This window comes from Citrobacter sp. RHBSTW-00881, from assembly GCF_013728515.1.
Classification (GTDB): Bacteria; Pseudomonadota; Gammaproteobacteria; order Enterobacterales; family Enterobacteriaceae; genus Citrobacter; species Citrobacter braakii.
This window is the reverse complement of sequence record NZ_CP056269.1, coordinates 551560-564893: the sequence shown is the minus strand read 5'-3', so window position 1 is coordinate 564893 and position 13334 is coordinate 551560. Positions and strand designations below refer to the sequence as shown.

The window sequence follows — 13334 nt, the reverse complement described above, 5'->3', positions numbered from 1 at the left end:
ATTATGCGATGGTACGTTTGATCTCGATAATCTCGAACACTTCGATCATATCGCCAACGCGAACGTCGTTGTAGTTCTTAACGCCGATACCACATTCCATGCCATTACGGACTTCGTTGACGTCATCTTTGAAGCGGCGCAGGGATTCCAGCTCGCCTTCATAGATAACCACGTTGTCGCGCAGTACGCGGATTGGGTTGTGACGTTTAATCGTGCCTTCGGTAACCATACAGCCTGCGATAGCGCCGAATTTCGGTGATTTGAACACATCACGAACTTCAGCCAGACCAATGATCTGCTGTTTCAGTTCCGGAGACAGCATGCCGCTCATCGCTGCTTTCACTTCGTCGATCAGATGATAGATGACGGAGTAGTAACGCAGATCCAGGCTTTCTGATTCGATAACTTTACGTGCAGAGGCATCAGCACGGACGTTGAAGCCAACCAGAATCGCGTTGGATGCCGCAGCCAGGGTCGCGTCGGTTTCGGTGATACCACCTACGCCAGAACCGATAATCTTCACTTTTACTTCGTCGGTAGACAGTTTCAGTAAAGAGTCGGAAATCGCTTCTACAGAACCCTGAACATCGGCCTTCAGAACGATGTTCACTTCGTGAACTTCGCCTTCGGTCATGTTGGCGAACATGTTCTCCAGTTTAGATTTCTGCTGACGAGCCAGTTTAACTTCACGGAATTTGCCCTGACGGTACAGTGCAACTTCACGGGCTTTCTTCTCGTCACGAACAACGGTAACTTCGTCACCCGCAGCCGGAACACCGGACAGACCCAGGATTTCCACCGGAATGGATGGACCCGCTTCCAGTACTTCCTGACCCAGTTCGTTACGCATCGCACGAACACGGCCGTATTCGAAACCACACAGTACGATGTCGCCTTTGTTCAGCGTACCTTCACGTACCAGCACGGTAGCAACCGGACCACGACCTTTATCCAGGAAGGATTCGATAACCGCACCGCTCGCCATACCTTTACGCACAGCTTTCAGTTCCAGTACTTCGGCCTGCAGCAGGATAGCATCCAGCAGTTCGTCGATACCGGTACCCGCTTTCGCAGAAACGTGGACGAACTGGCTCTCGCCGCCCCAATCTTCCGGCATGATGCCGTACTGGGACAGTTCGTTTTTAACGCGATCTGGATCCGCTTCTGGTTTATCGATTTTGTTGACTGCAACCACTACCGGCACACCTGCCGCTTTCGCGTGCTGGATAGCTTCGATAGTCTGCGGCATCACGCCGTCATCTGCTGCAACAACCAGAACAACGATATCCGTTGCCTGAGCACCACGAGCACGCATGGAGGTAAACGCGGCGTGACCCGGGGTATCCAGGAAGGTGATCATACCGTTGTCAGTTTCAACATGGTACGCACCGATGTGCTGAGTAATGCCGCCCGCTTCGCCAGAGGCAACTTTCGTGGAGCGAATGTAGTCCAGCAGAGATGTTTTACCGTGGTCAACGTGACCCATGATGGTCACTACCGGTGCGCGCGGTTCTGCCGCAGCGCCGGTGTCACGGTCGCTCATTACTGCTTCTTCCAGCTCGTTTTCACGACGCAGGATAACTTTGTGGCCCATCTCTTCGGCAACCAGCTGTGCGGTTTCCTGGTCGATGACCTGGTTAATGGTCGCCATTGCGCCCAGCTTCATCATCGCTTTGATGACCTGAGAACCTTTGACTGCCATCTTGTTCGCCAGATCGCCAACGGTGATGGTTTCGCCGATCACAACGTCACGGTTAACGGCCTGAGCCGGCTTCTGGAAGCCCTGCTGCAGAGCGGAACCTTTACGCTGCTTACCGCCTTTACCGCCGCGAACCGCTGCACGCGCTTCTTCACGGTCAGCTTTAGATTCAGCGTGTTTGTTACCTTTCTTCGCCGGACGCGCTGCTTTCGTGCTGCGAGTACGACCACGGCCGCCTTCTACTTCACGATCGTTCTCGTCTTCTGCCTGGCGAGCATGCTGAGAGGTGGTGACGTGATAATCGCTGGTATCTTCAACAGGTTCAGCGTTATTCACACCATTCTTCTCGTTTTCTTCCGCCATACGGCGAGCTTCTTCCGCTACGCGGCGCGCTTCTTCTTCAAGCTTGCGACGTGCTTCTTCTTCCGCTTTACGCTTCAGTTCTGCGGCTTCATTTTCACGGCGGGCTTTTTCGGCCTGGGCGGTTTTAGTCATATCGTCGGTCTGTTGATTGCTCACTTTGTCTTTTTCCGCAGCTTCACGTTTCGCTTTATCAGCGGCTTCACGCTTAGCTTGTTCTGCGGCCTCACGTTCGGCTTTTTGTTGCGCCTCGCGTTTGGCAGCTTCTTCTGCCTCACGACGGGCTTGCTCTTCCGCTTCACGCTGCGCCTGCTCTTCCGCGGCAAGGCGTTCAGCCTCTTGCGGATCGCGTTTCACAAAGGTGCGTGTCTTGCGGACTTCGATTTGTACCGATTTGCTTTTTCCACCGGTACCTGGAATATTGAGAGTACTGCGCGTTTTACGCTGCAATGTCAACTTATCGGGCGCTGAGCCGTTTTCACGGTTCAGATGCGCCAGTAAGGTTTGTTTCTCTTGTGCGGACACAGAGTCGTCAGCAGACTTCGGGATACCTGCATCAGCAAATTGCTGTACCAGGCGATCCACGGAGGTCTGTATCTCTGCAGCCAGCGTTTTTACGGTTACATCTGTCATACTGTTCCTTCCTGCTACAGTTTATTACGCTTCGTCGCCGAACCAGCAAATATTACGGGCAGCCATAATCAGCTCACCGGCTTTTTCGTCGGTCAACCCTTCGATATCAGCCAGATCATCAATGCCCTGTTCAGCGAGATCTTCCAGCGTACAAACACCACGGGCAGCCAGTTTGAAGGCCATCTCACGATCCAATCCTTCCAGATTCAGCAGATCGTCAGCCGGTTTGTTATCACCGAGACTTTCTTCCTGGGCCAGTGCCAGAGTGGTCAGTGCGTTTTTAGCACGCTCGCGCAGCGCTTCAACGGTCTGTTCATCCAGGCCGTCAATTTCCAGCAGCTCTTTCATTGGCACGTAGGCCAGTTCTTCCAGCGTCGCAAAACCTTCTTCTACCAGAACCGTCGCGAAATCTTCATCGATATCGAGATATTTGGTGAAGGTATCAATGGCTGCATGTGCTTCAGCCTGATGCTTCGCCTGCAGGTCATCAACGGTCATCACGTTGAGTTCCCAACCGCTCAGTTGTGAAGCCAGGCGGACGTTCTGACCATTACGTCCAATCGCCTGAGCCAGGTTACCGGCTTCAACCGCGATATCCATGGTGTGTTTGTCTTCATCCACCACGATAGAAGCGACGTCTGCTGGCGCCATTGCGTTAATCACGAACTGCGCCGGGTTATCATCCCACAGGACGATATCGATACGCTCGCCGCCCAGTTCGGTAGAAACCGCCTGAACGCGCGCACCGCGCATACCCACACAGGCGCCGACCGGATCAATACGCTTGTCGTTGGTCTTAACGGCGATTTTCGCACGTGAGCCCGGATCGCGAGCAGCCGCTTTAATTTCGATCACTTCTTCGCCAATTTCCGGCACTTCAATGCGGAACAGCTCTATCAGCATTTCCGGTTTGGAACGGGTTACGAACAGCTGGGCACCGCGCGCTTCCGGGCGTACAGAGTAAAGAACGCCACGGATACGGTCGCCTGGGCGGAAGTTTTCACGCGGCAGCATGTCTTCACGCAGGATCACGGCTTCAGCATTGCTGCCCAGATCCAGAGAAATGTTGTCGCGGTTAACTTTCTTCACCACACCGGTGACGATTTCGCCTTCGTGTTCGCGGAACTGATCGACAACCATTGCGCGTTCGGCTTCACGTACTTTCTGTACGATAACCTGTTTCGCGGTCTGGGTGGTGATACGGTCAAAGGTGACAGATTCAATCTGATCTTCAACATATTCGCCCACGTTCAGGCTTTCGTCTTCGAAGCGTGCCGCTTCCAGCGTAATTTCTTTGGTCGGCTGAGTAACTTCTTCTACGATTACCCAACGACGGAAGGTATCGAAATCACCGCTTTTACGATCGATTTCTACGCGAACGTCGATCTCTTGCTCATATTTTTTCTTTGTTGCTGTAGCCAGCGCACTTTCCAGCGCTTCAAAAATTTTCTCGCGTGGCAGCGCTTTTTCGTTGGATACGGCTTCAACAACAGCCAAAATTTCTTTGTTCATCGCGGGCTTTTCACCTCAATCCAGACTGTTAAAAGTGGGGAACCAGGTTCGCCTTCTGGATATTACTCAGCGCGAACACTTCATCTTTACCTTCGACTGTGACCGTGATCATCTCACCATCCACCGCTTTGATAACGCCCTGCCATTTACGACGGTTTTGTACCGCCATACGAAGAACCAGCGTCACTTCTTCACCCAGGAAACGCACGTAGTGTTCAGCTGTGAACAGAGGACGGTCGAGACCCGGAGAGGAGACTTCCAGGTTGTAGGCAACGGTGATTGGGTCTTCGACATCCATCACGGCGCTTACCTGATGGCTCACATCAGCACAATCATCAACATTGATGCCATCTTCACTATCAATATAGATGCGCAGTGTGGATGTGCGACCACGAATAAATTCGATGCCGACCAACTCGTAGCCCAGGGCTTCAACTGGCGCTGTAATCATCTCTGTTAATTTTTGCTCTAATGTGGACAAGCCCACCCCCAAGACATAAAAAAAGGGCCTAAAGCCCAGTTATTCTGTAGTCAGATAACAAAAAACCCCGATAAATCGGGGCTTTATATAACTGAACCCTATAACCGCACCTGCGGTTCGGAAAACCTTCCGAAAGAATTTTTTTCAAATCCAGCTACGAAGGCCTAAGTCTTCACAGTATATTTGAAAAAGAACTCTAAGGGAAAGTGGTTGCGGGGGCCGGATTTGAACCGACGACCTTCGGGTTATGAGCCCGACGAGCTACCAGGCTGCTCCACCCCGCGCCTGAAACGTGGCAAATTTTACTCGTTTTGGGTAAAAAATGCAAATACTGCTGGGATTTGGTACCGAGGACGGGACGTAAAATCTGCGCACAGTATATTGATTCACTATGCGGTATGTCAACCTTGTTACGACTATGCAAATCAATGAATGCTGCCCAGCGAATATTCGACCAGATAAATGTGTCACCCGCGCCGTTATTTAACGAAATTATCACTAAACTCTTCCTGTCATCCAGAAAAGATGATTAAATGAAAACTCACTTATTTTGCATAAAAATGCAATTAGTATAATAAGCCGACCTCTTCACCAGTCTATCAAGCAGGGTTTTATTTTATGACGACGATTCTCAAGCATCTCCCGGTAGGTCAACGTATTGGTATCGCTTTTTCCGGCGGCCTGGACACCAGTGCAGCACTGCTGTGGATGCGACAAAAAGGGGCTGTCCCATATGCATATACTGCGAATTTGGGCCAGCCGGATGAGGATGACTATGACGCCATTCCTCGCCGTGCAATGGAATATGGTGCTGAGAATGCTCGCCTGGTAGATTGCCGTAAGCAGCTGGTTGCCGAAGGGATTGCTGCGATTCAGTGCGGAGCATTCCACAACACCACCGGCGGACTGACCTATTTCAATACCACTCCGCTGGGCCGTGCTGTCACCGGCACCATGCTGGTTGCGGCCATGAAAGAAGATGGCGTAAATATTTGGGGTGACGGTAGCACCTATAAAGGTAACGATATTGAACGCTTCTATCGTTACGGTCTGCTGACCAACGCCGAACTGCAGATTTACAAACCATGGCTGGATACCGATTTTATCGATGAACTCGGCGGTCGCCATGAGATGTCCGAATTTATGATTGCCTGTGGTTTCGACTACAAGATGTCCGTTGAGAAAGCGTACTCAACGGACTCCAATATGCTCGGGGCGACCCACGAAGCAAAAGACCTCGAGTTTCTGAACTCCAGCGTCAAAATCGTCAACCCGATTATGGGCGTGAAATTCTGGGATGAGAGCGTGAAGATCCCGGCAGAAGAAGTCACCGTGCGTTTTGAGCAGGGTCATCCGGTTGCGCTGAACGGTAAAACCTTCAGCGACGACGTTGAGATGATGCTGGAAGCCAACCGCATCGGCGGTCGTCACGGTCTGGGTATGAGCGATCAGATTGAAAACCGTATCATTGAAGCGAAAAGCCGGGGCATCTACGAAGCTCCGGGGATGGCATTGCTACACATCGCCTACGAGCGTCTGCTGACCGGGATTCACAACGAAGACACCATCGAGCAGTATCACGCACACGGTCGCCAGCTTGGTCGTCTGTTGTATCAGGGTCGCTGGTTTGACTCTCAGGCACTGATGCTGCGTGACGGTCTGCAGCGTTGGGTTGCCAGCCAGATTACGGGTGAAGTGACGCTGGAACTGCGTCGCGGTAATGATTACTCAATCCTCAACACCGTGTCTGACAATCTGACTTACAAACCAGAACGTCTGACGATGGAAAAAGGCGACTCGGTATTCTCTCCGGATGATCGTATCGGTCAGTTGACCATGCGTAATCTGGATATCACTGATACCCGCGAGAAGCTGTTCGGTTATGCGCAGTCTGGCCTGCTGACCGCCTCTTCCACAACCGGCCTGCCGCAGGTTGAAAATCTGGAAAACAAGGCGAAGTAAATATTCATCATCTTCAGGCCGCGAAAGCGGCCTTTTTTATGCGCAGAAAATAGGGATGTTCTGTTACCCTGAGGCCTGATAAGCTTGGCATCATCAGGTATTGTAATAGTCGGATGGCGTCCTAAATGTCTTATCCGACCTACAGAACTACCACAAATGACAGACGAAAAAAAAGACGCTTTGCAGCGTCTTTTTTTTGGAATTTGGTACCGAGGATGGGACTCGAACCCACAAGCCCGTTAGGGCACTACCACCTCAAGGTAGCGTGTCTACCAATTCCACCACCTCGGTACAGAATACTTAACGTGGGATATCGCTGGTCGGCTGAGCCGGAGCAGCTGGCTGAGTTTGCTCGGTTTTCGCCGGTGCACTCAGATTTTCCCACTCACTTCCTTTATTGGTCTTATTGCTGTTCATGTTACCCAGCACCAGACTGATGATGAAGAACAAGGTTCCCAATACAGCTGTCATGCGGGTCATGAAGTTACCAGAACCACTTGAACCAAACAGAGTACCAGAAGCGCCTGCGCCAAAAGAGGCTCCCATATCAGCGCCTTTGCCTTGCTGCAGCATGATCAAGCCTACCAGGCCAATTGCCACAATAAGGAAAACTACTAAAAGAGCTTCGTGCATAATCAACCTGTTCCTTGCGGAGTTGCCGCGTACAATGCTTCGACCATTAAAGCGGGAATGTTTACTGTTTCCCACTGAAGCGGGTGTGAATACTAACCAAAGCGAATAACCTTCGCAAGGGCAATTTGTTGGCATTGTATCAACTGCGGAAAAAATCGCCATATCAATCAAAAACGCAGCAACTTCTCCCAGCATCTCTGCATGACGGCGCGTTGATCGTCAAGATTCGCCCATACCACAACGGGGATTTCACAAATCAGGTCAGCGTTTTCTGGCCAGCAGTGAATAATTTGCTGGTTCACCAACTCTTCCGCCACCATCGATTCGGGTAACCATGCCATTCCCATATGCCGCAGCACCATTTCTCGTATCGTTTCGCTTAAACCACTCTCAAACACTTTTTTCAGACGTGGGCGGACGCGTTGTTCAGCTGGCTCAATAATGCGTCTGACAAAGGTGTAGTCGCTATAGCATAGCCATGGGATCGGCGCATGCGGATCGTTAAGCGCATTAGCCAACTGCGCAGAAATAACCGGTATAAATCGCTCATACCGCCATAGTGAACGTTTTAACCCTCCGGCAATCTCCAGCCCCGGCTGCGAAGACGGTAAATCGTAGGTCACCAGCAGATCGATTTGCCGATCTATCAAGGCGTTAAAGTGGTTGTCTATCCCCTGAATACTGGCATTAACCGTAAAATTTAACTGCAGTTCGCTCTGTCGCAGATAGTTGATCATATCCGGCAGGATATTCACCGACAGCGTATGCAGGCTAACCATCACCAGCGTATTGTCCGTTGCTGGCGTCATCGCCGATAGCTCGTGGCGCGCCTCTGTTAGTGTACTGAGGACGTGCCGGGCATAGGGTTCAAAGCGTTCACCATAGCGTGTCAGCGTAACGGGGGTCGTGGTCCGGTCAAACAACGGTACCCCTAACACCTCTTCCAGCGCCTTTATACGCCGACTGAGTGCGGGTTGAGTAATATGCCGCTGCGCCGCGGCCTGAGAGTAGTTTCCATGCTGACTCAATGCCAGAAAATCTTCCAGCCACTTACAATCCACGTTGAACTCTCCACCATGCCATAACCGCATCCTCCAATACCAAATCGGTAATAGTCATAGTTATAGTAATGGCTTTATGGTGGGCATCATAACAACAATATTCCTTTTCACCTGCCGACTCTCACCCACGACGTTTGACAGGACCGATATGTTTACTTTATTGACCAATGCCCGTGTTTTTTCTCCCGAGGATTTAGGCCTCTGCTCCCTGCTCATTCATGCCGACCGAATTGTGGCGGTAGAAAAAGATATTTCCCTGTTTGATGGCGTCGACGAGGTCGTCGATTGTCATGGCAAATGGGTTATCCCAGGCATAATCGATCAGCATGTCCATCTTACCGGTGGCGGTGGCGAGGCTGGATTTGCCAGCCGAACGCCAGCCGTCAAGCTACGCGATCTGATTCAGGCAGGTATTACCACGGTTGTCGGCGTGTTAGGTACCGATGCCATTTCTCGTTCGCCCAAAGACCTCTACGCCAAAATGCAGTCTCTCAACCTTGAGGGATTACGCGCATTTATGCATACGGGAGCCTACGCGGTACCCAGCCCAACCATTACGCGATCCATCCGCGATGACATGACCTTCATTCCGGCGATACTTGGCGTCAAAATCGCCCTCGCCGATCACCGTGGTTCTTACCCCTCTTTCCAGGAATTGCTGAGAATAGTAAGCGATATCCGCGTGGCTTCCCTGCTGGCAGGCAAAAAAGGGTTACTGCATGTACATCTTGGGAATCTGCCGGAAGGGATGTCGCAGCTTATTGAGCTGTGTGATGCAGGCATTCCGATTCACCACATTTCACCGACCCATGTTGCGAGAACAGCGCCCTTGTTCGAACAGGCGATTGCGTTCGCTCATCGTGGCGGCCATATCGACGTTACGTCTGGCGGTAGTCGCTTTATGCCTCAGGAGCAGGCAATCCTCCACGCTCTGGAAGCCCAGGTTCCAGCCGATCGCATCACGATCAGCTCTGATGGTAATGGCAGCGTTCCGCGCTTCAACGCCCAGGGTATTGTGGAAGGCTTAAGCGCGGCACCGGTCGCAGGTAACCTTAATCTTCTTCCTCGCTTGATTGATGTGGGGATCCCTGTGCCACAAGCGATCGCGATGTTGACGGCAAACGTTGCGCGCTCGTTGGGTATTTCCGGCGGCGTGCTCTGCGCCGGGGAACGTGCTGATATCTGTGTACTCAATGATGACCTCTCGCTGGCCCATCTGTTCGCTGCGGGTAAGCCGTTGCTGCGGGATGGCGAGTGCCTGGTTACTGGCAACTTCGAGTAAGGGGGCAAGAATGTCATTATTACTGGCGCTAATTGCCATCATTTTTGCCGGACGTCTGATCCTCAAAAAATATCACCCCCAGTCAGTGTTGCTGTTGACCGGGATTGTGCTGCTGCTTATCGCGCATTTTAGCGGGATGACCACGCTCAGTGACCTGGTGAAAAAAAGCACCGGATTCGGCCCCTTTGATGCCTTCGAGTTTATTCGCGATACCCTGAGCGTGCGCCTCGGCGGCCTTGGGCTGCAAATTATGCTGATTGGTGGTTTCGCTACATATATGTCGGCCATTGGCGCAAGCCAGGTGCTGGTTCGGGTGACATCTCGCCCTTTGCAACGCCTGAACTCACCGTATCTGCTGTTGGGGCTGGCGCTGTTGCTGGGTCAATTCCTGTCGCTGTTTATCAGCAGCGCCACCGGGCTGGGTCTGCTGTTGATGGCGACGCTCTACCCGCTGCTGACCCGTCTTGGCTGTAGCCGCGCTGCCGTTGCCGCCGTTATCGCCAGTACCTGTGCGGTTGAATTTGGTCCAGGTTCCGGCAACTCGGTTCTCGCCGCCAAAACCGCAGGCATCGAGGTGGTGAACTATTTCGTGCAGGATCAGTTGCCGATCGTCGTCCCCGTTATTCTGTTCATCGCCCTGTTACATATTGTTGTGCAACGCTTTTTCGACCATCGGGAAAGCAGTGACGGTGTGGCTCAGCAGATGCAGACATTAACGTCGACCGATGAAACTGAAGCACCGATCGCTTGGCTTTTTCTGCCCATGCTACCTCTGGTGTTGATGCTGGTGTGCAGTGATTTAGTATTCAGTTCGCTCAAAATTACGCTGGATACCGCCGTACTGATAAGCCTCGCCATTACCCTGGTTTGTGAGTATTGCCGTCATCGTAAGGCGCGCGAGGTGATGGCAGGCGTACAAAAAGTCTTTGACAGCATGGGCAGCGTTTTTGCCACCGTCGTCACGCTGATTATCGCCGGTGAAGTCTTTTCAGCCGGACTGAAAGCTATTGGCGCCGTCGATGCGCTGCTGTCGCTTTCCGGTGAATTTGGCCTCAGCGCCGCCTCTATTATCCTGCTGATGACCCTTATCACCTTTGCAATTTCAGCGCTAATGGGCTCCGGAAATGCGGCGTTTTTCTCCTTCGCCCCAATGGTACCGGACATCAGCCGTCATATCGGTAGCGATATCGCAGTCATGATGTTGCCTATCCAGATATCGGCGGGTATTGGTCGTACGTTATCCCCCATTGCCGGCGTCATCATTGCTATCGCGGGAATTGCAGGCGTCTCACCTGTGGACATTGTTAAGCGCACCGCGATTCCGATGCTGGGCGGTTGGTTACTGATGATTGCGCTGACCTTTGCCCGGTCAGGGCATTTGCTGGCGGTTCTGCCGTGGCTGGCAGTCCTTGTAATATTAATGATCGGTGGTTACTTCTGGCAGCGCCGACATAAACAATCGCTTCCCGTACAGTAAAAAAAAACCGGAGTCCCAGACTCCGGTTTTCACTGTCTTTAGTGATTACACCGCTTTGACGGCATCGGCAATACGGTGAGCGAATTCAGTCACCTGCGCTTCATCTTCACCTTCAACCATCACGCGAATTAACGGTTCAGTACCTGACTTACGCAGCAGAACACGTCCGCGATTGCCCAGTGCAGCTTCAACTTCAGCCATCACCGCTTTCACGTTTTCATGTTCCAGCGGATCGCCGCTACCTGCGGTGTAACGTACGTTAACCAGCAGTTGCGGGAACATTTTCATGCCGCTGCACAGGTCGTGCAAACTCATATGGTTGCGCACCATCGCCGCCAGTACCTGCAGGCCCGCCACGATACCGTCACCGGTGGTGGTTTTGTCCAGCAGGATCACATGGCCTGAGTTTTCAGCACCGATACGCCAGCCTTTTTCCTGCATTTTTTCCAGTACGTAGCGGTCGCCGACTTTCGCACGGGCAAACGGAATACCCAACTGTTTCAGCGCCAGCTCGAGGCCCATATTGCTCATCAGCGTGCCTACCGCGCCACCGCGCAGTTGCCCCTGACGCAGGGCTTCACGGGCAATGATGTACATGATCTGATCGCCATCGACCTTATTGCCTTCGTGGTCAACCATAATGACGCGGTCGCCGTCACCATCCAGCGCAATACCCAGATCAGCTTTTTCCGCCATCACGCGCGCCTGCAGGGCACGGACGTCGGTAGCGCCGACTTCTTCATTGATATTCACACCGTTTGGCTCACAGCCAATAGCAATCACGTTTGCGCCCAGCTCACGCAGTACATTTGGCGCAATGTGGTACGTCGCACCATTAGCGCAATCCACCACAATTTTAAGCTCACTCAGACTCAATTCATTCGGGAAGGTGCCTTTGCAAAACTCGATATAACGACCGGCAGCATCAACGATACGGGTAGCTTTACCCAGGTCAGCCGAGTCCACGCAGGTGATCGCTTTTTCCATTTCGGCTTCGATAGCTTCTTCAACCGCATCCGGCAGTTTGGTCCCATCGATGGAGAAGAATTTAATCCCGTTGTCATAGTACGGGTTGTGCGAAGCGGAGATAACAATCCCAGCTTCAGCACGGAAGGCGCGCGTCAGATACGCAATGGCGGGTGTTGGCATTGGGCCCGTGAAAGAAGCCGACAGTCCGGCGGCAGCCAGACCCGCTTCCAGTGCGGACTCCAGCATATAGCCAGAAATACGCGTATCTTTGCCGATAATAATTTTACGTGAACCATGACGTGCCAGCACTTTTCCTGCAGCCCAACCCAGTTTGAGCACAAAGTCAGGGGTAATTGGGGCGTCGCCTACGCGACCACGGATCCCATCGGTGCCAAAATATTTACGATTACTCATAGCGTTTATTTTCCTTTGCAGACAATGTGGCTTCCACCACACGCATCGCTTCTACGGTTTCTTTGACGTCATGGACACGAACGATATGCGCCCCCTGCATTGCCGCAATGACCGCGCACGCAAGGCTCCCGCTCAAGCGTTCGGATGGCCCCACATTCAATAACTGGCCAACCATTGATTTTCGTGACATTCCAACCAGCAATGGCAGATTAAAATGATGAAACTCAGCCAAACGTGCCAGTAATGTGTAGTTATGAGAGAGATTTTTACCAAATCCGAACCCAGGGTCGAGCAACAATTTATCTTTTGTGATTCCAGCCCGCTCGCAGCGTGCTATTTGTTCAACAAAGTAACGGTTTACATCAGCAAAAACATCCTCGTACTTTGGTGCTTCCTGCATGGTTTTCGGCTGACCCTGCATATGCATCAGACAAACCGGTAATCCCGTTTCTGCTGCGGCTTCCAGCGCCCCAGGCTCCGAGAGTGAGCGAATGTCATTAATGATATGTGCGCCGACTCTGGCGCACTCGCGAATCACTTCTGCTTTTGAAGTATCGACCGAAATCCACACTTCAAAACGTTGAGCAATCGCCTCCACCACCGGGATCACTCGCTGCAACTCTTCTTCCACGCTCACATCGGCCGCGCCTGGACGTGTGGATTCACCACCCACATCAATGATAGTCGCCCCGGCGTTAATCATCAGGTTTGCGTGTTTTACCGCCTCAACCAGAGAGTTGTGCGCACCACCATCGGAAAAGGAATCTGGCGTGACGTTCAAAATCCCCATGACGTGTGGATGGCTGAGATCCAGTGAAGACCCCTGAGCAAAGAGTTTCATAGTTTTATCC

The 13334-nt window shown here is 52.2% G+C and carries 10 protein-coding genes and 2 tRNA genes; 3 read left to right on the top strand and 9 right to left on the bottom strand.

The annotated features are described in order from the left end of the window. Position 1 precedes the first annotated feature (1 nt). The 4 genes from infB to HV311_RS02775 form a co-directional block, all read right to left on the bottom strand. On the bottom strand, positions 2–2692 hold the full coding sequence (gene infB, locus HV311_RS02790) for a translation initiation factor IF-2 (protein WP_016154667.1): 2691 nt from the start codon (positions 2690–2692) through the stop codon (positions 2–4). Between the two features lie 24 nt (positions 2693–2716). Then, positions 2717–4204, bottom strand: a complete 1488-nt coding sequence (nusA, locus tag HV311_RS02785; protein ID WP_003024992.1) for a transcription termination factor NusA — start codon at positions 4202–4204, stop codon at positions 2717–2719. Between the two features lie 28 nt (positions 4205–4232). Then, entirely contained in the window at positions 4233–4685 is a 453-nt protein-coding gene (rimP, locus tag HV311_RS02780) for a ribosome maturation factor RimP (protein ID WP_003024996.1), read from the bottom strand. A 207-nt stretch (positions 4686–4892) separates the two neighbouring features. Further along, a tRNA-Met gene (locus HV311_RS02775) sits at positions 4893–4969 on the bottom strand. A 334-nt stretch (positions 4970–5303) separates the two neighbouring features. Here HV311_RS02775 and argG point away from each other — a divergent pair. Beyond that, entirely contained in the window at positions 5304–6647 is a 1344-nt protein-coding gene (gene argG, locus HV311_RS02770; RefSeq protein WP_003024998.1) for an argininosuccinate synthase, read from the top strand. A gap of 204 nt (positions 6648–6851) precedes the next feature. Here argG and HV311_RS02765 read toward each other — a convergent pair. From HV311_RS02765 to HV311_RS02755, 3 genes are all read right to left on the bottom strand, one after another. Next, positions 6852–6938: transfer RNA gene (locus HV311_RS02765), tRNA-Leu, on the bottom strand. Between the two features lie 9 nt (positions 6939–6947). After that, complete coding sequence (gene secG / locus HV311_RS02760) at positions 6948–7280, bottom strand: preprotein translocase subunit SecG (RefSeq protein WP_003025000.1); 333 nt, start codon at positions 7278–7280, stop codon at positions 6948–6950. A gap of 167 nt (positions 7281–7447) precedes the next feature. Continuing rightward, entirely contained in the window at positions 7448–8341 is an 894-nt protein-coding gene (locus tag HV311_RS02755) for a LysR family transcriptional regulator (protein ID WP_191220685.1), read from the bottom strand. Between the two features lie 148 nt (positions 8342–8489). On the opposite strand from HV311_RS02755, the gene iadA reads away from it, so the two are divergent. Together iadA and dcuC are read left to right on the top strand one after the other, a co-directional pair. Continuing rightward, complete coding sequence (gene iadA / locus HV311_RS02750) at positions 8490–9623, top strand: beta-aspartyl-peptidase (protein ID WP_103284281.1); 1134 nt, start codon at positions 8490–8492, stop codon at positions 9621–9623. A gap of 10 nt (positions 9624–9633) precedes the next feature. Continuing rightward, a complete protein-coding gene (gene dcuC / locus HV311_RS02745) occupies positions 9634–11100 on the top strand; it encodes a C4-dicarboxylate transporter DcuC (RefSeq protein WP_016157568.1) in 1467 nt (488 codons plus the stop codon). A 45-nt stretch (positions 11101–11145) separates the two neighbouring features. Here the strand turns inward: dcuC and glmM are convergent, their stop codons facing one another. Both glmM and folP read right to left on the bottom strand, forming a co-directional pair. Continuing rightward, positions 11146–12483: a phosphoglucosamine mutase gene (gene glmM / locus HV311_RS02740; RefSeq protein WP_047413953.1), complete on the bottom strand. Its 1338-nt coding sequence runs from the start codon at positions 12481–12483 to the stop codon at positions 11146–11148. Continuing rightward, the gene (gene folP, locus HV311_RS02735; protein ID WP_181636214.1) at positions 12476–13324 is read right to left on the bottom strand and encodes a dihydropteroate synthase; all 849 of its coding nucleotides are present in this window, start codon (positions 13322–13324) and stop codon (positions 12476–12478) included. Before folP ends, glmM begins: the two co-directional genes overlap by 8 nt. Positions 13325–13334 lie beyond the last annotated feature (10 nt).